The sequence below is a fragment of the Undibacterium sp. FT79W genome (assembly GCF_014284215.1).
In the GTDB taxonomy this organism is placed as follows: Bacteria; Pseudomonadota; Gammaproteobacteria; order Burkholderiales; family Burkholderiaceae_D; genus Undibacterium; species Undibacterium aquatile.
Window position 1 is genome coordinate 58,512 of sequence record NZ_JACOGB010000001.1, and the last position, 23,455, is coordinate 81,966.

Here is a 23,455-nt window from a genome sequence, read left to right on the forward strand (position 1 = left end):
GCTGTGCAAGCAAGTTTTTGCTGCGGCTTTTTTCAGAATTTAACTTTTCGTTCATAGCATGTCATTCCTGACCAAGATATTCGGCAGCCGTAATCAGCGGCTTTTGAAGCAATACCAAAAGACGGTGCGTGAGATCAACGCATTGGAACCTCAGCTGGAAACTCTGTCGGACGAGGCTTTACAAGCCAAGACTGCTGAATTTAAAGCCCGCGTAGCGAAAGGTGAAACTTTAGACAGTTTGCTGGTAGAAGCATTTGCGGTGTGCCGCGAAGCCAGTAAGCGCGTCCTGAAAATGCGCCACTTTGATGTGCAGATGATAGGCGGTATGGTTCTGCACTACGGCAAAATTGCAGAGATGGGTACCGGCGAAGGTAAAACCCTGATGGGTACCCTGCCGATTTATCTGAATGCTTTGTCCGGCAAGGGCGTGCATGTGGTGACGGTGAATGATTACCTCGCGCAGCGCGATGCCGAATGGATGGGGCAACTCTATGGCTGGCTGGGATTGACGACCGGTATCAATCTGTCGCAACTCGATCACGACGCCAAGCAGTCTGCTTATGCCTCCGATATCACTTACGGCACGAACAACGAATTCGGCTTTGACTACCTGCGCGACAACATGGTGTTTGAAGCGAAAGACCGCGTACAACGTGGTCTGAATTTCGCCGTCGTCGATGAGGTCGATTCGATTCTGATCGATGAAGCGCGTACACCACTGATTATTTCCGGTCAGGCCGAAAATCACACCGAACTGTATTACAAGATTAATGAAGTGCCGAAACTGCTGACCTTGCAGATCGGCGAAGAAACGCCGGACGGTAAAGGCCACATTGAGGTTCCGGGCGACTACACCAAAGATGAAAAAGCGCATCAGGTCCTGCTGACCGAAGCGGGTCACGACAAAGCTGAAAAAATTCTGACGCAGATGGGCTTATTGCCGGAAGGCGCATCGCTGTATGACGCGGCGCATATCAGCCTGATTCACCATCTGTACGCCGCTTTGCGTGCGCATGCCTTGTATTTCAAAGACCAGCACTATGTGGTGCTGGATGATGAAATCGTCATCGTTGATGAATTTACCGGCCGTATGATGACGGGTCGTCGCTGGTCTGACGGTTTGCATCAGGCAGTCGAAGCGAAAGAGGGCGTCAAGATTCAGAATGAGAATCAGACACTGGCCTCGATCACTTTCCAGAATTATTTCCGTATGTACACCAAGCTGTCAGGCATGACAGGGACGGCCGATACCGAAGCGTATGAATTCCAGGAAATCTACGGTCTGGAAACCGTCGTGATTCCGCCGAATCGTCCTTCGCAGCGTAAAGACCGTCAGGATCAGGTTTATAAATCCGCCGAAGAAAAATACGGTGCGATGCTCAAAGACATACAGGATTGTTACGAACGCGGTCAGCCGGTGCTGGTTGGTACTACGTCGATTGAAAATTCCGAATTGTTATCCGGTATTCTGACCAAGGCCAAATTGCCGCACAACGTGCTGAATGCGAAACAGCATGCACGTGAAGCGGAAATCGTGGCACAGGCAGGTCGCCCGAAAGCGATCACCATCGCCACGAATATGGCGGGTCGCGGTACCGATATTGTGCTCGGTGGTAACGTCGCCAAACAGGTGCAACTGATCGATGAGAATCCGGCATTGTCTGATGCTGAGAAACAGGCGCAGTCGCAAAAATTACGCGATGAATGGAAATCGCTCAACGAGCAGGTTGTCAATGCCGGTGGCTTGCATATCATCGGTACTGAGCGTCACGAATCACGTCGTGTTGACAATCAGCTGCGTGGTCGTTCCGGTCGTCAGGGTGATCCTGGTTCCAGCCGTTTCTATCTGTCGCTCGACGATCAGTTGCTGCGCATTTTCGCCGGTGACCGCGTACGTGCGATCATGGAACGTCTCAAAATGCCGGAAGGCGAACCGATTGAAGCGGGCATTGTTTCGCGTTCGATCGAATCGGCTCAGCGTAAAGTGGAAGCACGCAATTTTGACGTGCGTAAGCAATTGCTGGAATACGATGACGTTGCCAATGATCAGCGTAAAGTGATTTACCAGCAGCGTAATGAATTGCTGGAAGCACAGGACATCACGGAACTGATGACGTCCCTGCGTCACGGGATGTTTGCCGATGTGGTACACGCTTACGTGCCGCCAGGTTCGGTTGAAGAACAATGGGATATTCCCGGTCTGGAGGCTGTATTGTCTTCGGAATGGGCGCTGGATCTGCCGCTGACCAGCATGGTGGATAAAGAGCCGAACCTGACCGGTGAAGATATTCTTGAACGTGTGCAGCAGGCGGCGGACGCGAGCTACGCGGAAAAAATCGAGATCGTCGGCAAAGACGCTTTTGCCGGTTTCGAGCGCAGCGTTATGTTGCAAAGCATAGACAGCCACTGGCGTGAGCATCTGGCCGCACTCGATCATCTGCGTCAGGGTATCCATCTGCGCGGCTACGCACAGAAAAATCCTAAGCAGGAATACAAGCGCGAAGCGTTTGAATTATTCTCACAAATGCTGGATCTGATCAAAAACGATGTGGTTCGCACCGTGGTGACTGTCCGTATCCAGTCGCGTGAAGAAATCGAAGCGGCGGAAGAGCAAATGGCGCAATCACAAGTCGGCAACGTGCATTACCAGCATGCTGACTTTGATGAAAACGCCTCACCGGAAGAAATGCTGGCTCCATCTGCAGCGACGAATAACGGTGGCCAGCAGGAAATTACTTACGCGTTGAAGGTCGGCCGGAATGATCCTTGCCCTTGCGGCAGCGGTAAAAAATACAAGCAATGCCACGGCAAGCTGGCGTGATGCAAGTCTGACTTTAGTGTCACGAATTGAAAAAGGGATGAAGAAATTCATCCCTTTTTTTATGGGCATTTTCCTGCACGATCAACATCGTGCGGTTTGTCGCCGTAGCGGCTGCGTTTGTCTTGGTCATTGTGGCGGCATCCGTGCCTGCACTGACATAGCTGGTAATCTGGTCTGCAACGGCTTTTTTTTTGCTCCAAAATGCATTAAAAATACTCCCCCCTAGTATCTTAAAAGCCCCAATGTTTATGCTGAGGTTAAGCCGATTTCTATAAAAACAGGGGGGAGTATGCGTTTTAACCGCTTCTTTTATGAAGAATTGCGCTGATGTCATCCAGATAATCGCCTGACTTTGCAACGATGGATTGCCGCCATGCAGCATCGGAAGACAGTGCCAGTCAGCGCTGGTTTATTGCATACTGCGGGTTCTGCTTTCTAATTTTTGCTTGCTAATCCGGGTCTTGTGATGAATCTGAATCTGAGTGTTGCCGACGGCATGTTCCGTGATGAAGTGCAGGCGTTTTTGGCGCGTGCTTTACCGGCCGATATCCGCGATAAAGTCTTGAATGGCTGGAAGCTGGAGCGTGACGACTATGTACGCTGGCAAAAGATTTTATTCGCGCAAGGCTGGGGCGGCAGTTCCTGGCCGCAGCAGTTTGGTGGCACCGGCTGGACTGCCGTGCAAAAATATCTGTTTGAAGAAGCCTGTGCCGCAGCCGGTGCACCACGCCTGCCGCCATTCGGCATCAAGATGGTGGCGCCGGTGTTGATGGCGTTTGGCTCGCGGGAACAGCAACAACGCTATCTGCCCAAAATTTTGTCGGCGGATGAGTGGTGGTGTCAGGGCTATTCGGAGCCGGGTGCGGGCTCTGATCTGGCGGCAGTCAAAACCAGCGCCGTCAGAATGCGCGATGCCGACGGCGAATATTATCTCGTCAACGGGCAGAAAACCTGGACCACGCTGGCGCAGTATGCCGACTGGATTTTTTGTCTGGTGCGCACCGATAAAGAGGTCAAGCCGCAACGCGGCATTTCTTTTCTGCTGATCGATATGAAATCGCCGGGCATCACGGTGCGCCCGATTATCACGATGGATGGCGCGCACGAAATTAACGAAGTCTGGTTTGATCAGGTTCGGGTGCCGGCAGAAAATCTGGTCGGGCAGGAAAATCAGGGCTGGACGTATGCCAAGTTTTTACTGGGCCATGAGCGCACCAATATCGCCGGAATAGGCATCGCTAAACGTGAACTGGAACGCCTGAAAAAGCTGGCGCTCACTCAATACAAGAATGGCTTGCCCTTGCTCGCGGACCCACAATTTTCGCAGCGCGTGGCGCAGGTGGAAATTGATCTGATGGCGCTGGAAATTACCAACCTGCGCGTGCTGTCAGCAGAAGCCAGCCAGCGCGCGCCGGGGCCGGAAGCATCGATACTGAAAATCAAAGGGACGGAAATTCAGCAAGCCATCAGCGAATTATTGATGCAGGCATTGGGACCGCAGGCGCAGCCATTCCAGCCGGAAACATCGATGTATGGATATGACGGCGATGCAGCGAACGATGGCGATGCGCGTTCGCTGGGATCAAATTATTTCAACCTGCGCAAGTTATCGATTTATGGCGGTTCTAACGAGATACAAAAAAATATCATTGCCCAGATGATGATGGGCTTGTAATGTCCCGCGCCGGAAGAGGCGGATGCTGCGGGCTTTTGCTTCTGTTATCCGCTTATGTCATCCGTTTTGTCATTCATTCCCAGTGCTGATTTTGCCGTTCGCTGACCTAAAAATGTCCTACAATGGCGGCTTGATTTCATCGCAAGGAAACTATCATGGCCGTCAATTCTCCCGTCCCTGTCGCTGCTGATCTGAAACCGGTTGCCGGTATTCGTCTGGGGCATGCCGAAGCAGGTATCCGCAAAGCTAACCGCAAAGATGTGCTGGTCATGGAACTGGCACCGACGGCAACTGTGTCCGGCGTCTTCACGACCAATCGTTTTTGCGCCGCGCCGGTACAGGTCTCGAAAGCCCATCTGGAAGGCATGCACATGGCATCCGCTCCTATTCGTGCACTGGTGGTGAATACTGGCAATGCGAATGCGGGAACCGGCGATGCCGGCTTGGCGGCGGCGAATGCCACTTGCGCGGCGCTGGCGGATTTGCTGGGTTGTGAGGCAGCGCAGATTCTGCCGTTTTCCACCGGCGTGATTCTGGAACCTTTGCCTGTTGATCGTCTGGTGGCCGGTTTGCCGCAAGCGATTGCCAATCTGAAAGAAGACAACTGGTTCTTCGCTGCCGAAGCGATCATGACGACCGATACGCAGCCGAAAGCCGCATCCGCAACCGTAGAGATAGCCGGTAAAACCGTCACCATGACCGGCATCAGTAAAGGCGCCGGCATGATCAAGCCGAATATGGCGACCATGCTCGGCTATCTGGCGCTGGACGCAAAAGTCGCGCAACCCGTACTCGATCATCTGGTCAAGCAGGCAGCAGACAAATCCTTTAACTGCATCACGATTGACGGTGATACCTCCACCAACGATTCTTTCATGCTGATCGCGACCGGCGCGGGTGAAGTGGAAGTGAACGAAATCGGTTCACCGGAATACGCGCAACTGGCGAAAGCGGTGATCGATCTGTCGCAAAAACTCGCGCACATGATTATCCGTGACGGTGAAGGTGCGACTAAGTTCATGACGATTGCCGTCGAAGAAGGGCGTGATATCGAAGAATGCCGCAAAATTGCGTACTCGATTGCCCATTCGCCGTTGGTGAAAACCGCTTTCTTTGCATCTGACCCGAATCTCGGCCGCATCCTTGCTGCGATTGGTTATGCAGGCGTGACCGATCTGGATGTCAGCAAACTGAATCTGTATCTGGATGATGTCTGGGTGGCGAAAAATGGTGGCCGCAATCCTGATTACCGTGAAGAAGACGGGCAGCGCGTGATGAAGCAAAGCGAGATTACCGTTCGCGTTAAGCTTGCACGCGGTAACGCCAGCGCCACGGTCTGGACCTGTGATTTATCGCACGACTACGTATCGATCAATGCCGATTACCGTTCCTGATACGCTGAACTATGACGCAGCTTGATCAGTTTTTACTCCGCGCCGAACATGTATTGAACCGGCTGGAAAGTTTGTTGCCGATGGCAACACCAACGCCGGACTGGCAGCTCGGTCATGCGTTTCGCTGGCGCAAACGTGGTGGACAAGGTTACTTGCAAGTTGTCCGTCACGCCTCTGCCATTCAGCTCGATGATCTGCACAACATCGCACCGCAAAAGGCGCAGATCGAGCAAAATACGCGGCAGTTTGTACAAGGGCTGCCAGCGAATAACGTCTTGCTGACCGGAGCCAGAGGCACAGGTAAATCTTCGCTGATCAAAGCTTGCCTGCACCAGTTTGCCGATCAGGGCCTGCGTCTGATTGAAGTTGATAAAAGCGATCTGGCAGATCTGGGTGATATCGTTGATCTGATTGCGGAGCGCCCTGAACGCTTCATCATCTTCTGCGATGATTTATCTTTTGAAGATGGAGAAGCAGGCTATAAAGCCTTGAAAGTGGCGCTGGACGGCAGCATTGCAACGCAGTCCGATAATGTCCTGATTTATGCGACCTCGAACCGCCGCCATCTGCTGCCGGAAAAAATGTCGGATAACAGCGGTTATACGCATGGCGACGATGGTGATCTGCATCCCGGCGAAACGGTGGAAGAAAAAATCTCTTTGTCGGAACGCTTCGGTTTGTGGGTATCGTTTTACCCATTCAAGCAAGACGATTATCTGGACATCGTCGCCCACTGGCTCCGTCATTTTGGTTGCAGCAGCGAGCAGATTAACGATGCCCGCGCCGAAGCCCTGCGCTGGGCTTTGCAGCGCGGCTCGCGCTCTGGTCGCGTCGCGTGGCAGTTTGCACGTGACTATGCCGGTAAAGTGACAAAGGTGCTGCATGTCTGAAGTTGCGCCTGTGTCTGTTAAACCGGTGGATGTGGCGGTTGGCATCTTAATGAAGCCGAATGGCGATGTCTTGCTCGGCCAGCGCCCTGCAGGAAAACCCTACGAAGGATATTGGGAATTCCCCGGCGGCAAAGTGGAGGCAGGCGAATCGATTCTGCATGCGCTGAAGCGGGAATTTGTCGAAGAGCTGGGCATTCAGATTCTGAGTGCGGAGCCGTGGTGTGGTGTCGAGCATGTGTATCCGCATGCGCATGTCCGGCTGCATTTTTACATCTGCCGCGAATGGCAGGGTGAGCCGCAAAGCCTGGAGGGGCAGGCATTAGCCTGGCAAGGCAGTGTCGGCGTGACGCCACTGTTACCGGCGACAATTCCACTACTTGAGTGGCTGGGCTTATTGCAAAACGACCAGATGTCCACGCAGGTCGGCTCTCTTTCTTGAAACATTTCTCGACTTCGTAATTGCTTGGTTCTGTGCCGTTGATATTACCTCAATGGCATGGTACGAATGATGCCCCCTACGGGGCTACGCAAACTTAATGAAATATCAAATAGGCATGCGATATAATCTTTGTGCTCAAGGAATTGATTGAGCTACTTGCCAAGAGAATATAATGAAAAATACAATATTCGCATTGCTGAAATTCAATGTAATCGCCTTTGCTGTGCTATTTGCGGTTGCGATCATAATTAATGATAATTACAAAAGGCAACCAGACGGTCTGATTCCAGGGTTCATGTTATTAGGAATTATTGTCTGGAACATCAAAATTATTCTGAATCGACGCAAAGAAATAGTTTCTTCTGTAACAGATAAAGTTATTGATGTCGCAGCCGCATCTATCGAATTAAAAGATGCAGCAAGTGTACGTATTCAGGAAAGGATTAAAGAACGACAAAATCAGAAATAACAATCTGGTTTGGTTCTATTTATTTTTTTACAGTAATTCAACTTCAATTTTGGATGCTGTTGGCACTACTCTTTTTGATGTAAATTTCACTTGTCTTCGTGGATGTATGCACCAAGCGATCACTGATTTCATGAATGCAATTTCTTGTCTTTTTGGTATCGGCAAGCGTAGGGTGCGCCACACGTACCAATTAGCCGATGTTCGCCAATAGGCAAAAGGGTGATAGATAAAACGAGTGTGCACTACATTTGACGGAGCAGGCAGTTGGTCAGATGCCCGCCACCATCGTATTTCAAAAGGCGGAACCGCAACAGGTTCTGCCTTTTTTATGCCCGCAACGCGCAGAAATGGCTTCTGGCATTAAAAATATACCCCCGGGAGTATATTTAAAAGCCCTTTATTTATAGGGAGATAAAGGCATTTTTGGCACATACCCCCATAAAAATACCTGATCGACTGATGTTTTCCGTGTTGCTGCGCCGCGTACCGTTTCGCCCGCATGCAATCTGCCAGCAAGTCGTTGATGCGGTGGTGTTCTGGGCAGGTGCATCAAGCCTGGTGTTTTTTCTAATTCATCACCATTTCCTTTTAGTATTCGATTGCCTGATATTTTTTTGGGTGAAAATGGTCGTCGCTCGTTTTTAATTCGGTGCTGTATTAAAATGTGTACACTGTATTGATTTATATACGATGTGCCGGTTTTGATACGATTCAGTCTGGCTCTTCATGTGATTCCGGGTGAATGCCGCAGCAGGTGTATTGAAACCAATACATCTGTTTCTGGGTGGTTTCCCGGGCTATAAGCTAAGTCTTTGAATTGATGAGACTAATTCACGTGGCACGGGCATTGCTATGAATATGTATCATTTTCCCGGTAGCGATGGAGTGCTAAGAACATGCAACAAGTAGCTGGAAAGAGTGGCGCGGTACTGCGTATTGATTTGCAGGCGGTGCGGGGTAATTACAGGCTGCTGCGCAGCAAACTCGGCACTGCGCATTGTGGCGCTGCAGTCAAAGCCGATGCATATGGACTGGGGGCGATTCCGGTTGCGCAGGTGTTGTTCGATGAAGGTTGCCGGCATTTTTTTGTCGCGCATCTTGAAGAGGCGATCAGCTTACGTCCGCATTTACCTGAGGCGGCTGAGATTATTGTGATGCACGGCTCGCCAGTGGGATATGAAGCTGAATTTTTGGCGCATCGTTGCATGCCGGTGCTGAACAGCCGCGAACAGATTCAGGCGTGGCGCAATCTGGCTGCGGCAAAACAAACCGCGTTACCTGCGATCATTCAGTTCGACACCGGTATGGCACGCATGGGGCTGTCGGCGGCGGAAGTTGAGCAATGGCGTGCCGATCCTGATTTTATTCAGGGGATTGATGTGCGATATGTGATGAGCCATCTGGCTTGCGCTGAAGACCAGAGTAATCCTATGAATCGTCAGCAACTTCAACGTTTTCAGCAGATTCGTCAATTGCTTCCTTCTGCTGGCGGCAGCCTGGCAAATTCTTCGGGCATTTTTCTGGGGCCTGATTTTCACTTTGATCTGGCGCGCCCCGGTGCCGCCTTATACGGTATTGCCCCGGTCGCCGGACAGGAAAATCCTTTACTGCCGGTGGCGTACTTGCAAGGCCGTATCATTCAGACCCGCGAAATCTCTGCCGGTACAACTGTCGGCTATGGAGCGACATGGCAGGCCAGCGAAACGACCCGCATCGCGACGGTGGCTGTGGGTTATGCTGACGGCTGGATGCGCAGCCTGAGCAACCGGGGTATCGCACAAATCGCCGGGCACGATGTGCCTATGGTGGGCAAGGTATCGATGGACACGATCACGCTGGATGTGACGCACATCGCCAGCGAGCATTTGCAACCAGGGGCATTGGTGGATTTAATTTCCGCAACCAATACGGTGGATGCTGTCGCCGGTAAAGCTTCCACCATCGCTTACGAAATTCTGACCAGTCTGGGCGCGCGTTATCAGCGCGAGTATACGGACGGCAAACCAGACGGCAAACAATAGACGAACAATAGACGAACAACGCATCCGCGCTTAATTCAGTATTCAGTATCCAGGAGAAATAATATGAAAGTAGTGATCCTCGGCTCCGGCGTCATCGGCACCACCTCCGCATATTTTCTGGCAAAAGCCGGCCATGAAGTAACGGTGATTGACCGTCAGCCAGCTGCTGCGCTGGAAACCAGTTATGGCAATGCAGGCGAAGTATCGCCAGGCTATTCTTCGCCTTGGGCCGGGCCGGGCGTGCCGCTGAAAGCCATCAAATGGCTGATGATGAAACACAGTCCGCTGGCGATTCAGCCGACGCTGGATCTGAATACCTGGCGCTGGGTCATGCAGATGCTGATGAATTGCACCAACGCACGCTATGAAGTGAATAAAGGACGTATGTTGCGCATGGCAGAATACAGTCGCGATGTATTGCAGCAATTGCGTGCTGACACAGGGATTTCTTATGATGAGCGCACGCAGGGAACCTTGCAGTTATTCCGGAATCAGGCGCAGCTGGACGGTGCGGCAGCCGACATCGACATTCTGAAACGCTACGATGTTCCTTACGAAACGCTGGATAAAGCAGGTTGTCTGAAAGTCGAGCCAGCGTTGGTGAATGTGCAGGAAAAATTTGTCGGTGCCTTGCGTTTGCCTGGCGATGAAACCGGCGATTGCTTCAAGTTCACACAGAATCTGGCAAAGCTGGCAGAGGGGCTGGGTGTGCAGTTTAAGTACGGCGTGACGATACAGAAACTGGTACACGAAGGTGACGAGATTACTTCCGTCATCACTTCGGAAGGCGAATTCAAGGCTGACCGTTACGTGCTGGCGCTGGGCAGTTACTCGCCTTTCCTGTTGCGTGATCTGGGCATCAAAATTCCGGTGTATCCGATTAAAGGATATTCGATTACGGTACCGATCACCGATGCGACACGTGCCCCTGAATCTACCGTCATGGATGAAACTTATAAGATTGCGATTACCCGTCTTGGTGATCGCATCCGGGTTGGTGGAACAGCTGAGATTGCCGGTTATAACCTCGATCTGCGCAAAGAGCGACGCGATACTTTGGAGTTCTCTGTCAACGATTTATTTCCGGGTGGCGGCGATGTCAGTCAGGCAGAATTCTGGACTGGTTTGCGGCCGATGACTCCGGACGGCACACCTATCGTCGGCCCTACACCTTACCGTAATTTATTCCTGAATACAGGTCATGGCACTCTGGGCTGGACGATGTCATGTGGCTCTGGTCAGTTCATTGCTGACATTGTTTCGGGCAAGCGCCCGGCGATTTCTACCGAAGGTTTGTTCATGGATCGTTATGGCAGCGTTAATCGTCCTGTTGTAATGCCTCAGGAATTGGTATGAGTCAGTTTGAGCAATTGCTGTCATCAACGCAGATATTTGCAGATGCGAATCTGAATACCCGTTTTTATACGGCAATTGAACTGCTGGCCCAGATCATGATGGAGATGCCGAGAGCAACGAACATCAGCAGTCTGGTGGCAACGACGGGAAAATCACCGCGGCTGATCCGTTCTATTCTCTCGACTCTGAGTCAGAATGGCCTGGTCGGGCGTGATAGCAAAGAGAAAGATGCCTGGCATTGTCGTGACTGCAGCAGCATCTTTACTTTGGCGGATGTTTATCGTTGCTTTGTTGAGGCTGAAGAGCGTGCTTTGTGTAAAGGCGCTGAGAATGATGTCAACCTTGCCGGAGACGGGTTGCGCTCAGGCCGCAACCCGAGCCAGCAGAGCGTCGATCTGTTACTGATCCAGGTCAGAATGACGGTGAACCGAGCCGTGCTGGAGCAACTCGACCAGTTCGATCTGGGACGCTTGCGCGGTCTGGCGGCAACAAATAGTTTTCGCAGTCACTACGCGCGCCCACGCGACTACATTCCCGAGCCGCATTGATTTTCCACCACATTCATTCATCAACTCATGCGCATTAATATTCAGTTCCGTGACCGGGTCGGCATCGCACATGAAATATTGGCGGTGTTGGCCAGACGCGGCCTGAATGTCGTTGCGGTGGAAGTTGATCCGCCGAATATTTACATCGACAGCCCGGAACTGCTTGAATATATGCTTCCTGCCTTGCAGGAGGATTGCCAGAAGGTGAGTGGTGTCGGGCAGATTGAGGTGATTGATGTATTGCCTGGCATACGCCGGCGCTTGCATCTGGACACCATGATGGCGGTCATGGAAGACCCCGTGTTGGCGGTCGATGGCAGCGGTAATCTGGTTATTGCCAATGCCGCTGCGGCAGCGGTTGCGGGGATGGATGAAGCAGCGTTGTGTCGGTTGACCCTGAATCAGGTGCTGGATGATGCGGCGCTGCAAGAGGAGCTGATTGCAAACGGCTTTCGTATTCCCAGCCGCGAAGTGAGCTTGTATGGCGAACCTTTCTTTATGGATGTGACGCCAGTGTCAGAACCCTTACTTCCGGAACTTACACCCTTATCGCGCTCTGTCGGTGCCGTACTGACGTTTCATGCGCCGACGCGCATCGGCGGCAGGATTCATGCCCTGCAGAATTCTGCAGGTAGTGGTTTTGATTTGCTGATCGGTGAGTCTGAGCAGATGCGCGTTCTGAAAAAACGTGCAGCCCGGATGGCGGTGGTCGATGCGCCTTTGCTGATTACAGGCGAGACCGGCACAGGTAAAGAATTACTTGCGCAAGCTTGTCATGGCGTCAGCAACAGAAGTAACGCGCCATTTCTTGAGTTGAATTGCGCGGCATTGCCGGAGAGTCTCGCTGAGAGCGAGTTATTCGGTTACATGTCCGGGGCCTTCACTGGTGCGCAGCGTGGCGGCAAGCCCGGTTTGTTTGAAATGGCCGATGGCGGCACCGTTTTTCTGGATGAAATTGGTGAGATGTCCCTGTATCTGCAGGCGAAGTTGTTGCGGTTTTTAAATGACGGTAAGTTTCGCCGTATCGGCGGCGATAAAGAAGTCAGGGTGAACGTGCGTATCATCAGTGCGACGCACAGGAATTTGCCCAAGATGGTACAAGAGGGCTTGTTTCGCGAGGATTTGTTTTACCGCTTGAATGTCCTGCATCTGGAGATGCCAGCTTTACGCGACCGACCTGATGATATTTTGCTGCTTGCCGGACATTTTATTGAACGAGCCTGCACGCAGTCACAAAAGCCGGTTTGTCGTCTGAATACGTCTGCCTGTGCAGCGCTGGTATCGAATCGCTGGCCGGGCAATGTGCGACAGTTGCAAAACGTCGTGTTCAGAGCGATTACGATGTCGGATCAGCGGGTGCTTGGCGCTGCTGATGTGGATTGGGCAGAGGGCAGCATCAGTGCCGATGAGGTCAATCTGGATACGGCAGAAAACTGGGATTTATCGGTGTCAGCGTTTGAACGGGCGCTGCTTGAACGGCTTTACCCACAATATCCTTCGAGCCGGAAACTGGCCGCTAGACTGGCAACTTCCCATTCCATGATTGCGACGAAGTTACGCAAGTATGGTTTACCGCAAAAGCGTTAATTCACTGCGCTTTCTTCGGGGTCTTCCGGTAAATTGACGGCGGGAATCGTATATTTTTCTTCAGCCCATGCGCCAAGGTCGATCTGTTTGCAGCGTTCCGAGCAGAAAGGACGCCAAAGGCTGCTTTCTTTCCATTCCACCTTGTTGCTGCAGGTGGGGCAATTGACAAAGGTAGCCATATTCAGAAATTAAAAATTACAGAGTGTGAGGTCGAAGGTGATATCGCCCTCAAATGCTTTGGGTTTCATATCGCCATCTTGTGACATGAAGCGTATCCAGAGCATATATTTGTTGGCTGAAATTTCAGGAATAGCGCCAGTCTCACGAGCTACGTTGACGCGCAAGAGTTGATACACTTTTCCCTGTAACATCTGCTGATAACTACCAGTTTGTGCAATGACTTTGCTTGTTGTGCCGGACTCCCGCAAAAGACGTAAGACCACATTGATCGCATCAAATAACGGGGCGATCGGTGCAAACCAGGCAGTAATGTCGGCAAATCGTTTTTCAGTCGTATTTTTTTGCCAGGCGTGATAGCTGGGCAAATCGAATTCACATGCGCCGCCAGGAATAATGGTACGGCCGCGTATGCTCATCAGCCATTCATTGTCACGAATATTTTGTCCGGTTTTTCCGGTGCAGGCAATGAGTGCACTGCTGACGCGATCGACATCGTCAAGCACTTTATCCAGCATTTCTGCCTGCACATTGGGATTGGACTTGAAACCGATCAGGGTGTGTTTTTGGCGCTCAAGCTCTTGTAACAGGTCGGATTTCAGATCGGCACGACCTGCCACTTCCAGCATTTCAAAAATGGTTGCGAGCGCGATGTGATGTTGCAGAGGGTCTGGCTGATGCAGGAAAAAAGTAAATTTTTCGTACAGGTCTTCCAAACGCAATAGCGTTCGAATACGCTCGTTGAAAGGGTATTCGTAAACAATCAAAATAGTTTCCCTGTTTAAATTTATGCCAACTCTAGCCTCACGTGATTCTGAACCATACTGTCAGAAAATACAAATGCCACGTGAATTTTTTTTGTTCTTATCGGGAATTATCTGATGACGCTATTTTGTGATGATTATTTATTGATAATTTTGCCAGAGATGCATAGTGTTCATGCAATGCACGGACTTCGGCTTTCACTGAACTCAGATCGCCGTCATTAAAGATAAGATCGTCCGCAGCTTCTTGTCTTTGCTGGCGACTTGCCTGGGCTCGCATGATGGCGAGAACCTGTTCCGCGCTTAAATTATTTCGTGCCATCACTCTGTGAATCTGGGTTTGCTCTTCACAGTCAACAACCAGGATACGACTCACCTTGTTGCGCCAGGTTGTTGATTCGATGAGTAAAGGAACAACAAAAATAAGATAAAGACCAGTTGCCAGGCTGGCCGCTTTTTCGGTTTCCTGACGTATCAGAGGATGAAGGATATTTTCTAACTTTTGTTTTTCGCTGCGATCGGCAAAGACCAGCTCACGCATCCGTGCCCTATCCATGGCGCCATCGTCAGTCAGATATGCATCGCCAAACTGTTCACGTATCACTGGCATGGCGATGCCACCTGGTTGGGTCAGTTGATGTGCGATGACATCGGTATCAATAATACTTGCGCCAAAGTCGGCAAACATATTGGCAATGGTTGTTTTTCCACTGCCTATGCCGCCCGTCAGACCAACCGTAAATCTCTCAGACATCAGAAGGTACTCAGGTACATGGCTGATAACTGTTTTCCCCAGAATAAAGCAATCAACCCAGCACCTGCGAGGTAAGGTCCAAAGGGAAGTGGGGTGTTTTTCCCCATTTTTGACATGATGATCAGAGCTATGCCAACAACAGCACCGACAACGGATGACAGTAAGATGATCACGGGCAGCATACTCCAGCCCATCCAGGCTCCGAGTGCAGCTAACAATTTGAAGTCACCATAGCCCATGCCTTCTTTTCCAGTCGCCAATTTAAATATCCAGTAAATTGACCACAGAGATAAATAGCCTGCCACTGCACCTATGACTGCTGAAGGCAATGGGGTGAACGTGCCATTCAGATTGACCAATAAGCCCAGCCAGAGCAATGGCAGTGTCAGATCATCCGGTAGCAATTGCGTATCCGCATCGATCAGTGTCATCGCTATCAGGAAGTAAGAAAAAAACATTGCCGATAAACCTGCAATGCCGCTGCCAAAGTGCCAGATCATGCCTGCGCTCAGCAAACAAGTGAATAGTTCAACGAGCGGATAGCGAATGGAAATCGGTGCTTTACAACCCGTGCATTTCCCGCCGATGACCAGGTAGCTGATGATGGGAATATTCTCAAGTGCAGTAATTTTATGTCCGCAATGAGGACAAGCCGAGCGCGGTATGGTCAGGTTATAAGGTTCTTGATGAGGTAATTCCTGCCCGGTTTCATGCGCAACGTAGTTATCGGACTCTCGCTGCATCATTTTTGGCAGGCGATAAATAACCACATTCAGAAAGCTGCCAACCAACAACCCGAATATGCCTAATATGACCATACTCAGTACATTTCCGGGTTGTGCAAAAAAAATTTCTTCTAACATCAGACGACTGCACCCAGTTTGAAAATAGGCAAATACATCGCGACGACCAGACCGCCGATAATGACACCCAGAATCACCATGATCAGGGGCTCCATTAAGCTGGATAAAGACGCAACGGCCTCATCGACTTCTTCCTCGTAGAAATCAGCTACTTTCCCCAGCATGTTATCGAGTGCCCCCGATTCTTCGCCGATGGCAACCATCTGCGTTACCATCGTCGGGAAAACATTTGAATTTTGCATTGCGACAGTCAGACTGGTACCGGTGCTGACTTCCGTCTGAATTTTTATCGTAGCGTCAAGATATACAGCATTACCGGCAGCGCCGCCGACGGAATCCAGCGACTCAACCAGGGGAACGCCGGCAGCAAACATGGTTGCCAAAGTACGAGTCCAGCGAGCAATCGTTGCTTTTCTGATCACTGCACCGAAAATAGGGGCTTGCAACAGTAGTCTGTCCATGGTGCGCTGCATTTGTAAGGAGCGTTGCCAAGTCTGGAAGAAAAAGTAAATGGAGCCAAATAGTCCGCCGAAAATCATGTACCAATACTTCACAAAGAAATCGGATATCGCCATCACGACTAGTGTTGGCGCGGGGAGATCGGCGCCGAAACTTGTAAACACCTCTTTAAATGCAGGAACTACCCAAATCATGATCACCGCTGTCACGATAAAAGCGACCGACAGAATGGCAACCGGGTAGGTCATCGCGGACTTGATTTTTTTCTTTATTGCTAGGGTTTTTTCTTTGTAAATAGCCAAACGGGTCAGCAAATCTTCCAGAATACCGGCTTGCTCACCAGCGCCAACCAGATTGCAGAACAGCGGATCAAAATACAAAGGAAATTTTCTGAATGCCTGATTCAGACTGGTCCCTGTTTCTACGTCGCCACGTATATCCTGTAACAACTTGGATACTGATGGATTTGCATTTCCTTTGGCGACGATATCAAATGACTGCAATAGTGGTACACCAGCTTTCATCATGGTCGCAAGCTGGCGTGTGAATAAGGTGATGTCCGCATCCGTAATTTTTTTACCTGAGCTATAAGTTTTTTTCTTTAGCTTGGTAACCAGAATGCCCTGACGCCTGAGAGTTGCATTGACGATAGCCTCTCCGCCTGCGCGCAATTCTCCTTGCACTGTTTTTCCGAATTTATCTTTACCTTCCCAGGCATAGAGAACATCTTTGGTTTTTTTTATAGGTTTGGCGGAATTAGTTGCCATGTAACTGCTCTCCGATTATTCGTTAGTACATCCAAGTACTTCTTCCAGACTGGTTAATCCTTGCCGCACTTTCAGCAATCCAGATTGGCGCAAATTGCGTATTCCTTCAAGCTGTGCTTGTTCTTCAATTTCCATGGCACTGCCATTATTTAAAATAATGCGCTCAATCGACTCGGAAATTGGCATGAGCTGATAGATGCCGACGCGTCCTTTGTAACCATTCCCATTGCAGCGATCACATCCAACGGGTTCGTAAGGCTTCCATGTCCCGTCCAGATCTTCTTCTTTAAAGCCGGCCGCAAGCAGTACTTCATCCAGTACTTCCGCTGGGCGTTTGCAAGTGCAGAGGCGACGTGCCAGACGCTGTGCAGTAATGAGAATGACCGATGACGCAATATTGAAGGGCGCTACGCCCATGTTCATAAGGCGTGTCAGGGTAGATGGGGCATCATTTGTATGCAACGTTGAAAATACCATGTGGCCGGTTTGCGCAGCCTTGATCGCAATATCTGCCGTTTCCAGATCACGGATCTCACCGACCATGATGACGTCCGGATCCTGACGAAGGAAAGACTTTAGTGCTGCAGCAAAAGTGAGGCCGGCTTTATCGTTCACATTGACCTGATTCACGCCTGGTAAGTTAATCTCAGCAGGGTCTTCGGCTGTGGAAATGTTGATGCCCGGTTTGTTAATTACGTTCAGACAAGTATACAAAGATACCGTTTTACCTGAACCGGTCGGGCCGGTCACCAACACCATACCGTAAGGACGCTGAATCGCATTCATCAGCGTTTCTTTTTGATCCGGATCGTAACCCAGTGCATCGATTCCCATTTGCGCTTGCGATCCGTCGAGAATACGCATAACGATCTTCTCGCCGAACAGTGTTGGCAACGTGCTTACACGAAAATCGATGGATTTATTGGCGTTCAGAACCAATTTCATCCGGCCATCCTGAGGTATTCTTTTCTCAGAGATATCGAGCTTGGAAATAACCTTGATGCGGGATGACAGCTTATCCTTGATCGCCAGCGGCGGCTGGGCAATTTCCCTTAGTTCACCGTCAACCCTGAAACGAATCCTGTAGAATTTTTCAAAGGGTTCAAAATGCAAATCGGATGCCCCCAGGTTGATGGCATCGACCAGCATTTTTTGCAAGAATTTGACGATAGGTGCGTCATCAACCTCATTGGCCTGGGCATCTGCCGCTGCCGCAGCAGCGGCTTGACCTAAGTCTTCTTCTTTAAAGTCCAGATCGAATTCATCGCCAGACAGGTCGTTCAGACTCTGCTCTGATGTTTTACTGATTTTTTCCAACATTTTCAGCAACGCATCATGCTGCACCATGATGAGTTCTATGCCCAGGCTGGTCTGAAATTTAACCTGATCGAACGCTGAGTTGTTGGTTGGGTCTGAAACCGCCAGTGCCAGTTTGTTTCCTTTTTTTGCGATAGGAACAAGGCGCTGCGTTTGCATGAGCTTGGGATCAACTAATTTGTCCGGTATCAGACTCTCATTGATTACCGATAAGTCCATTAGCGGGTAGCCAAAAGTTTCAGAGCAAAACGTGGCAAGGTCACGCGGACTGATAATGTTGCTTTGCAATAGCCCATCGATAAAACGTGTTTTGTCTATCTGAGTCTTTTTTACTATCGTGTCTGTTTGTGCTGCTGTCAGCAAATTGCCTTGCATTAAAGCTCGGGCAAGTCCTGGGGTTGTTACTTGCGGTGCAGTGTTTGGTGGAGCGGCAGACATAGTGACTTATGGGTTAGGTTTGCAAAAAGAATGAATTGCTTTGCGATGATGCAACTGAAGCCCTTTTTTGTAAAGGCATGCTACTTTTTTTTACATCTGAGCTGCGTTCAACCAACGGAACTGTTGTCTTTGTGTGAAAGTACGCGACAAAAATACTGCTGAACTCAGGAGAGTCTGCTAATAAATAGAGGCAAGCACATTTCTGTGATTGCCTCGATTGAAACTCTGCTTAAATGAGATTTTTTAAGTTCAGTGATTGCGTTGAACGGCAAACTGACTCAAAGTGAGAAGTGCCTCTTTGTATGGAGATTCTGGTAAATGCGTGACCGCGGCTGATGCTTTACGCGCTGCTTCCACCGCTTTTTCTTTAGTGTAATTCAGTGCGCCGGATTGCGTAATCGCATGTAAGATTTTATCGAACTGTGATTCATCACCTTGTTCTATACATGTACGAACCAGTTCTTTTTCTTCGGCCGTACCATTTTTCATGAGATAAATCAGAGGCAATGTCGGTTTGCCTTCACGCAAATCATCACCGACATTTTTCCCGATCTCTTCTGCGTTTCCTGTGTAATCGAGCACGTCGTCGATTAATTGAAATGCAGTGCCTATGCTGCGGCCATATTCTGCGGCCGCTTCTACCTGTTCTTCATTTGCCCCTGCAATAAGAGCGCCAACTTTTGCTGACGCTTCGAATAATTTAGCCGTTTTTGAGCGTATGACTTGTAAGTAACGATCTTCCGTCACGTCCGGGTCGTGCATATTGAGTAGTTGCAGCACTTCACCTTCTGCGATCACGTTGGTGGCGTCGGCAACAACTTGCATAATCGGAACGCTGCCAACAGATACCATCATCTGGAATGCACGTGAATGTAAAAAATCGCCGACAAGCACGGATGCCGCGTTGCCAAACAGTGCGTTGGCAGTCTGGCGACCACGGCGCAGCGACGACTCATCAACAACATCGTCATGCAGCAAAGTTGCAGTATGAATAAACTCAATAGTTGCTGCCAAGTCGTGGTGGTTTTTCCCTTGATAGCCGTAAGCGTTCGCAATCAGCAGTACGAGAACGGGACGTAAGCGTTTTCCACCTGCACTGATAATGTACTCTGCAACCTGATTTACCAGAGGAACGTCAGAATAGAGCTGTCGGCGAATAACATCGTTAACCGCAGACATATCCGCAGTAATCACGTCGGTAATAGGGTTTGGGTTTGCAGTGGCAGACAAGGGGGAATCCTGCTAATTAATTCAAGACCGCGAGATTATACGACGACAAGATTAAATTTGCGCTGTAAGCTGGTACGCAATACATCTGTTTTCTCGTTTCTTATTGAAATTCCTCAAACCGCTTTCATTCGTAAGGTTTTCTCTGCTGAAAAAATATGCAAATTGTTTTTGACGCAAAGTCTAAGTCTATGTATAATTTGGGGTTTTCCCGAATTCCCAGGTCGTTTTTGAAGTGCGGGGGGAAAATCCCTTTTATTTATTTGATGAGGTTTCACATGTACGCGGTCATAAAAACCGGCGGCAAACAATATAAAGTTGTCGCTGGTGAAAAACTTAAAGTAGAACAGATACCTGCAGACATTGGCTCCGAAATCACCATTGATCAAGTACTCGCATTGGGTGCTGGAGAAACAATTAAATTTGGTACTCCATTGGTCGCAGGTGCTACGGTGCTGGCTAAGGTAGTAGATCACGGTCGTCACGACAAAGTACGTATTTTCAAAATGCGTCGTCGTAAGCATTACCAGAAGCGTCAAGGCCACCGCCAAAACTACACTGAATTGCAAATCGTATCTATCAACGGCTAATCTCTCGATTACCTGTTAATTACCTGTATCAAGGAGCTATTAAATGGCACATAAAAAAGGCGGCGGCACCACGCGCAACGGCCGTGACTCAGAGTCAAAACGCTTAGGCGTTAAAGTTTACGGCGGTCAGGCTATCAATGCTGGCGGTATCATTGTTCGTCAACGCGGCACACGTGTTCACCCAGGTGAAAACGTTGGCATGGGCAAAGATCATACTTTGTTCGCGCTGGTTAACGGTAAAGTACAGTTCGCAATCAAAGGTGCTTCCAAGCATCAATACGCGATTGTAGTTGCAGCTTAAGTTTTGAAGTAATTCAAGCTAAGGCGCAAGCCAGTATGATGAAAAGGCTCTGCCATTGGTAGAGCCTTTTTAGTTTCGAGAAATCCTGTATAAATCGTTTGTTCCATCTGGGTAGCAAAGATTTATACAAGCTTTTTTAGGTGGTAAAAATGAAATTTATTGACGAAGCCAGAATTGAAGTTATCGCCGGCGATGGCGGTAATGGGGTTGCCTCTTTCTGTCGCGAAAAATTCCGCCCATTTGGCGGCCCTGATGGCGGCGATGGTGGCCGTGGCGGCAGTATCTGGGCGGTTGCTGATCGTAATATCAACACTTTGGTTGATTATCGCTATTCGAAACTGCACAAGGCAAAAGACGGTGAAAATGGTCGTGGTGCAGATTGCTACGGTAAGGGAGCGGATGACATTTTCCTCCGCATGCCAGTTGGCACCTTAATCGCAGACCGTAACACAGACGAAGTGATCGCTGACTTGACCGAACATGGTCAGCAGGTGGAACTGGTTAAAGGTGGTGAAGGTGGGTGGGGAAATATCCACTTCAAAACCTCGACCAATCGCGCCCCACGTCAGCGTACCGAAGGTAAAGAGGGTGAACGTCGTGAATTGCGTCTCGAACTGAAAGTGCTGGCAGACGTTGGTTTGCTGGGATTGCCAAATGCGGGTAAATCCACGTTCATCACTGCAGTATCCAATGCGCGTCCTAAGATCGCCGACTATCCATTTACAACTCTGCATCCGAATCTGGGTATGGTGCGTGTCAGCCACGAAAAGAGTTTCGTGATTGCCGATATTCCAGGTTTGATAGAAGGTGCTGCGGATGGCGTCGGTCTGGGGGTGCAATTTCTGAAGCATCTGCAGCGCACCGGCTTGTTGTTGCATATTGTTGATCTTGCGCCATTTGACGATAACGTTGATCCAGTTAAAGATGCGAAGGCCCTGATCAAAGAGTTACGTAAATACGATGAGAGCTTGTATGACAAGCCGCGCTGGCTGGTATTGAATAAGCTGGATGTCCTCAGTGAAGATGAGCGTAAGAAAAAAGTCAAAGACTTTGTCAAGCGTTTTGGCTGGAAAGGTCCGGTATTTGAAATCTCCGCGTTGAATCGCGAAGGTTGCGAAGATCTGGTCATGGCGATTTACAAAGACATCGAAGAGAAGCGTACACAAGAGCAGCGTTCACAAGAAACACAGATGAAAGAAGAAGCGCAGGGCATTTTATCCATTGATCCGGATGATCCTCGTTTTAAAGTCTGGGACCAATAATCAAAAAAGCCTGAATTTCAGGCTTTTTTTTCGCCTGCTACTTTGTCAGGCATTCAAAAATGATTTCCTGATTCGTATTGAAATAATATTTTTTCAGGATATTGGTATGAAAAGAAAAGATAAGTCTGAATTTAATTTAGTTTAATGCGATTAAGTCCACATAAAGTATAATTTAAGACTTTCCTCCCCATCGACTTTGGTTTTACTCTTTATGCATTCTGTGATCCAGCAAGCCAAACGGCTGATAATTAAAGTGGGTTCTTCACTAGTAACAAATGACGGCAAAGGTATCGACAAGGTAGCGATAGAACGATGGGCTGTACAGATCGCCGCATTGCGACAAATGGGGAAGGAAGTTGTTCTGGTCAGCTCTGGTGCCATTGCGGAGGGGCGGCAACGGCTAGGCTTTGACAAACGCCCGACAGGCATACATGAGTTGCAGGCTTGCGCCGCCGTAGGGCAAATGGGGCTTGCGCAAATATATGAAAGCAGCTTTCGGGCGCATGACATTGGTACCGCGCAGATTTTACTTACTCATGCTGATCTTGCTGATCGCGAACGTTATCTGAACGCTCGCTCGACCTTATTCACCTTGTTGCAATTCGGTATCGTTCCTATCATCAACGAAAATGATACGGTTGTGACTGATGAAATCAAGTTTGGCGACAACGACACCTTGGGTGCGCTGGTGGCGAATTTAATCGAAGCCGATGCCTTGATTATTCTGACGGATCAAAAAGGCTTGTATACCGCAGATCCTCGGAAAAATCCTGATGCAAAATTTGTGCATGAAGCGAAAGCAGGGGATTTAACACTGGAGTCGATGGCCGGCGGAGCCGGTTCCAGCCTCGGTAGCGGCGGGATGCTGACCAAGATTCTGGCCGCCAAACGTGCGGCGAGTTCCGGGGCGCATACCGTGATCGCCTGGGGTCGCGAAGAGAATGTGCTGGTCAGACTGGCGAACGGCGAAGCCATCGGCACGCAACTGGTTTCCGATATGGCACCGATTGCGGCGCGCAAACAATGGCTGGCGGATCATTTGCAAACTGCAGGTACTATTGTGCTCGATGCTGGTGCTGTGCAGAAATTGACGCAGGATGGCAAATCCTTGCTGCCGATAGGCGTGCTGGAGGTGAGCGGTGAGTTTGGCCGCGGCGAGGTGGTGACTTGTGTTGATGAAGCGGGGCGCGTTATTGCAAGAGGGCTGTCGAATTATGCCAGCGCAGATGCGCGGCGGATTAAGCGCCATCCTTCGGCTGAAATTGCAGCCATTCTTGGCTTTGTCGAAGAGCAGGAACTGATCCACCGGGACAACCTGGTTGTTCTGTAAAAAAAA

General features: G+C 49.8%; 22 protein-coding genes. 14 read left to right on the top strand and 8 right to left on the bottom strand.

Translation table 11 applies throughout. The features are described 5' to 3' along the window. Positions 1-58: 58 nt before the first annotated feature. The gene (gene secA / locus H8K38_RS00255) at positions 59-2,821 is read left to right on the top strand and encodes a preprotein translocase subunit SecA (protein ID WP_186882792.1); all 2,763 of its coding nucleotides are present in this window, start codon (positions 59-61) and stop codon (positions 2,819-2,821) included. A gap of 19 nt (positions 2,822-2,840) precedes the next feature. On the opposite strand, the gene H8K38_RS00260 is transcribed toward secA, so the two are convergent. After that, positions 2,841-3,203 (bottom strand): hypothetical protein, encoded by a 363-nt coding sequence (locus H8K38_RS00260; RefSeq protein ID WP_186882793.1) that lies wholly within the window; start codon positions 3,201-3,203, stop codon positions 2,841-2,843. A gap of 84 nt (positions 3,204-3,287) precedes the next feature. On the opposite strand from H8K38_RS00260, the gene H8K38_RS00265 reads away from it, so the two are divergent. The 9 genes from H8K38_RS00265 (at position 3,288) to H8K38_RS00310 (ending at position 13,200) form a co-directional block, all read left to right on the top strand. Continuing rightward, entirely contained in the window at positions 3,288-4,496 is a 1,209-nt protein-coding gene (locus H8K38_RS00265; RefSeq protein ID WP_186882794.1) for an acyl-CoA dehydrogenase family protein, read from the top strand. A gap of 155 nt (positions 4,497-4,651) precedes the next feature. Further along, positions 4,652-5,890: a bifunctional glutamate N-acetyltransferase/amino-acid acetyltransferase ArgJ gene (argJ, locus tag H8K38_RS00270; protein WP_186882795.1), complete on the top strand. Its 1,239-nt coding sequence runs from the start codon at positions 4,652-4,654 to the stop codon at positions 5,888-5,890. Positions 5,891-5,901: 11 nt separating this feature from the next. Then, entirely contained in the window at positions 5,902-6,780 is an 879-nt protein-coding gene (locus H8K38_RS00275; protein ID WP_186882796.1) for an ATP-binding protein, read from the top strand. Further along, positions 6,773-7,219: an NUDIX domain-containing protein gene (locus tag H8K38_RS00280; RefSeq protein WP_186882797.1), complete on the top strand. Its 447-nt coding sequence runs from the start codon at positions 6,773-6,775 to the stop codon at positions 7,217-7,219. Before H8K38_RS00275 ends, H8K38_RS00280 begins: the two co-directional genes overlap by 8 nt. A 172-nt stretch (positions 7,220-7,391) precedes the next feature. Then, positions 7,392-7,688 carry a hypothetical protein gene (locus tag H8K38_RS00285; RefSeq protein ID WP_186882798.1) on the top strand — a complete coding sequence of 99 codons (297 nt, stop codon included), beginning with the start codon at positions 7,392-7,394 and terminating at the stop codon, positions 7,686-7,688. 896 nt (positions 7,689-8,584) lie between these two features. Further along, the gene (gene alr, locus H8K38_RS00295; protein ID WP_186882800.1) at positions 8,585-9,709 is read left to right on the top strand and encodes an alanine racemase; all 1,125 of its coding nucleotides are present in this window, start codon (positions 8,585-8,587) and stop codon (positions 9,707-9,709) included. Between the two features lie 63 nt (positions 9,710-9,772). Continuing rightward, entirely contained in the window at positions 9,773-11,065 is a 1,293-nt protein-coding gene (locus H8K38_RS00300; protein WP_186882801.1) for a D-amino acid dehydrogenase, read from the top strand. After that, positions 11,062-11,613 (top strand): hypothetical protein, encoded by a 552-nt coding sequence (locus tag H8K38_RS00305; protein WP_186882802.1) that lies wholly within the window; start codon positions 11,062-11,064, stop codon positions 11,611-11,613. Before H8K38_RS00300 ends, H8K38_RS00305 begins: the two co-directional genes overlap by 4 nt. A gap of 27 nt (positions 11,614-11,640) precedes the next feature. Continuing rightward, positions 11,641-13,200 carry a sigma-54-dependent transcriptional regulator gene (locus H8K38_RS00310; protein ID WP_186882803.1) on the top strand — a complete coding sequence of 520 codons (1,560 nt, stop codon included), beginning with the start codon at positions 11,641-11,643 and terminating at the stop codon, positions 13,198-13,200. Here H8K38_RS00310 and H8K38_RS00315 read toward each other — a convergent pair. The 7 genes from H8K38_RS00315 to ispB all read right to left on the bottom strand — a co-directional run bounded on the left by H8K38_RS00315 (position 13,197) and on the right by ispB (position 19,969). Continuing rightward, complete coding sequence (locus tag H8K38_RS00315) at positions 13,197-13,379, bottom strand: DNA gyrase inhibitor YacG (RefSeq protein WP_186882804.1); 183 nt, start codon at positions 13,377-13,379, stop codon at positions 13,197-13,199. The genes H8K38_RS00310 and H8K38_RS00315 overlap by 4 nt on opposite strands. Positions 13,380-13,388: 9 nt before the next feature. After that, positions 13,389-14,144, bottom strand: a complete 756-nt coding sequence (gene zapD, locus H8K38_RS00320) for a cell division protein ZapD (RefSeq protein WP_186882805.1) — start codon at positions 14,142-14,144, stop codon at positions 13,389-13,391. Positions 14,145-14,241: 97 nt separating this feature from the next. Then, positions 14,242-14,895 (bottom strand): dephospho-CoA kinase, encoded by a 654-nt coding sequence (gene coaE / locus H8K38_RS00325; RefSeq protein WP_186882806.1) that lies wholly within the window; start codon positions 14,893-14,895, stop codon positions 14,242-14,244. Continuing rightward, on the bottom strand, positions 14,895-15,758 hold the full coding sequence (locus tag H8K38_RS00330; protein WP_186882807.1) for an A24 family peptidase: 864 nt from the start codon (positions 15,756-15,758) through the stop codon (positions 14,895-14,897). Before H8K38_RS00330 ends, coaE begins: the two co-directional genes overlap by 1 nt. Beyond that, the gene (locus tag H8K38_RS00335; RefSeq protein ID WP_186882808.1) at positions 15,758-16,984 is read right to left on the bottom strand and encodes a type II secretion system F family protein; all 1,227 of its coding nucleotides are present in this window, start codon (positions 16,982-16,984) and stop codon (positions 15,758-15,760) included. Before H8K38_RS00335 ends, H8K38_RS00330 begins: the two co-directional genes overlap by 1 nt. A gap of 15 nt (positions 16,985-16,999) precedes the next feature. After that, positions 17,000-18,739 (bottom strand): type IV-A pilus assembly ATPase PilB, encoded by a 1,740-nt coding sequence (gene pilB / locus H8K38_RS00340; RefSeq protein ID WP_186882809.1) that lies wholly within the window; start codon positions 18,737-18,739, stop codon positions 17,000-17,002. Between the two features lie 249 nt (positions 18,740-18,988). Continuing rightward, on the bottom strand, positions 18,989-19,969 hold the full coding sequence (gene ispB / locus H8K38_RS00345; RefSeq protein WP_223826933.1) for an octaprenyl diphosphate synthase: 981 nt from the start codon (positions 19,967-19,969) through the stop codon (positions 18,989-18,991). 275 nt (positions 19,970-20,244) lie between these two features. On the opposite strand from ispB, the gene rplU reads away from it, so the two are divergent. From rplU to proB, 4 genes are all read left to right on the top strand, one after another. Beyond that, positions 20,245-20,556 (top strand): 50S ribosomal protein L21, encoded by a 312-nt coding sequence (rplU, locus tag H8K38_RS00350; RefSeq protein WP_186882810.1) that lies wholly within the window; start codon positions 20,245-20,247, stop codon positions 20,554-20,556. Between the two features lie 43 nt (positions 20,557-20,599). Beyond that, complete coding sequence (gene rpmA / locus H8K38_RS00355; RefSeq protein WP_186882811.1) at positions 20,600-20,857, top strand: 50S ribosomal protein L27; 258 nt, start codon at positions 20,600-20,602, stop codon at positions 20,855-20,857. Between the two features lie 149 nt (positions 20,858-21,006). Next, positions 21,007-22,119: a GTPase ObgE gene (obgE, locus tag H8K38_RS00360; RefSeq protein ID WP_186882812.1), complete on the top strand. Its 1,113-nt coding sequence runs from the start codon at positions 21,007-21,009 to the stop codon at positions 22,117-22,119. Positions 22,120-22,330: 211 nt separating this feature from the next. After that, positions 22,331-23,449: a glutamate 5-kinase gene (gene proB, locus H8K38_RS00365; protein ID WP_186882813.1), complete on the top strand. Its 1,119-nt coding sequence runs from the start codon at positions 22,331-22,333 to the stop codon at positions 23,447-23,449. The last annotated feature ends 6 nt before the right edge of the window (positions 23,450-23,455 follow it).

Coding starts and splice junctions, on each gene's coding strand:
- H8K38_RS00335 (WP_186882808.1), bottom strand. CDS start 16,984: ATGGCAACTAATTCCGCCAAACCTATAAAAAAAACCAAAGATGTTCTC.
- H8K38_RS00280 (WP_186882797.1), top strand. CDS start 6,773: ATGTCTGAAGTTGCGCCTGTGTCTGTTAAACCGGTGGATGTGGCGGTT.
- rpmA (WP_186882811.1), top strand. CDS start 20,600: ATGGCACATAAAAAAGGCGGCGGCACCACGCGCAACGGCCGTGACTCA.
- H8K38_RS00265 (WP_186882794.1), top strand. CDS start 3,288: ATGAATCTGAATCTGAGTGTTGCCGACGGCATGTTCCGTGATGAAGTG.
- H8K38_RS00330 (WP_186882807.1), bottom strand. CDS start 15,758: ATGTTAGAAGAAATTTTTTTTGCACAACCCGGAAATGTACTGAGTATG.
- H8K38_RS00300 (WP_186882801.1), top strand. CDS start 9,773: ATGAAAGTAGTGATCCTCGGCTCCGGCGTCATCGGCACCACCTCCGCA.
- H8K38_RS00305 (WP_186882802.1), top strand. CDS start 11,062: ATGAGTCAGTTTGAGCAATTGCTGTCATCAACGCAGATATTTGCAGAT.
- obgE (WP_186882812.1), top strand. CDS start 21,007: ATGAAATTTATTGACGAAGCCAGAATTGAAGTTATCGCCGGCGATGGC.
- alr (WP_186882800.1), top strand. CDS start 8,585: ATGCAACAAGTAGCTGGAAAGAGTGGCGCGGTACTGCGTATTGATTTG.
- rplU (WP_186882810.1), top strand. CDS start 20,245: ATGTACGCGGTCATAAAAACCGGCGGCAAACAATATAAAGTTGTCGCT.
- H8K38_RS00315 (WP_186882804.1), bottom strand. CDS start 13,379: ATGGCTACCTTTGTCAATTGCCCCACCTGCAGCAACAAGGTGGAATGG.
- argJ (WP_186882795.1), top strand. CDS start 4,652: ATGGCCGTCAATTCTCCCGTCCCTGTCGCTGCTGATCTGAAACCGGTT.
- coaE (WP_186882806.1), bottom strand. CDS start 14,895: ATGTCTGAGAGATTTACGGTTGGTCTGACGGGCGGCATAGGCAGTGGA.
- proB (WP_186882813.1), top strand. CDS start 22,331: ATGCATTCTGTGATCCAGCAAGCCAAACGGCTGATAATTAAAGTGGGT.
- H8K38_RS00275 (WP_186882796.1), top strand. CDS start 5,902: ATGACGCAGCTTGATCAGTTTTTACTCCGCGCCGAACATGTATTGAAC.
- H8K38_RS00285 (WP_186882798.1), top strand. CDS start 7,392: ATGAAAAATACAATATTCGCATTGCTGAAATTCAATGTAATCGCCTTT.
- pilB (WP_186882809.1), bottom strand. CDS start 18,739: ATGTCTGCCGCTCCACCAAACACTGCACCGCAAGTAACAACCCCAGGA.
- H8K38_RS00310 (WP_186882803.1), top strand. CDS start 11,641: ATGCGCATTAATATTCAGTTCCGTGACCGGGTCGGCATCGCACATGAA.
- secA (WP_186882792.1), top strand. CDS start 59: ATGTCATTCCTGACCAAGATATTCGGCAGCCGTAATCAGCGGCTTTTG.
- H8K38_RS00260 (WP_186882793.1), bottom strand. CDS start 3,203: ATGCTGCATGGCGGCAATCCATCGTTGCAAAGTCAGGCGATTATCTGG.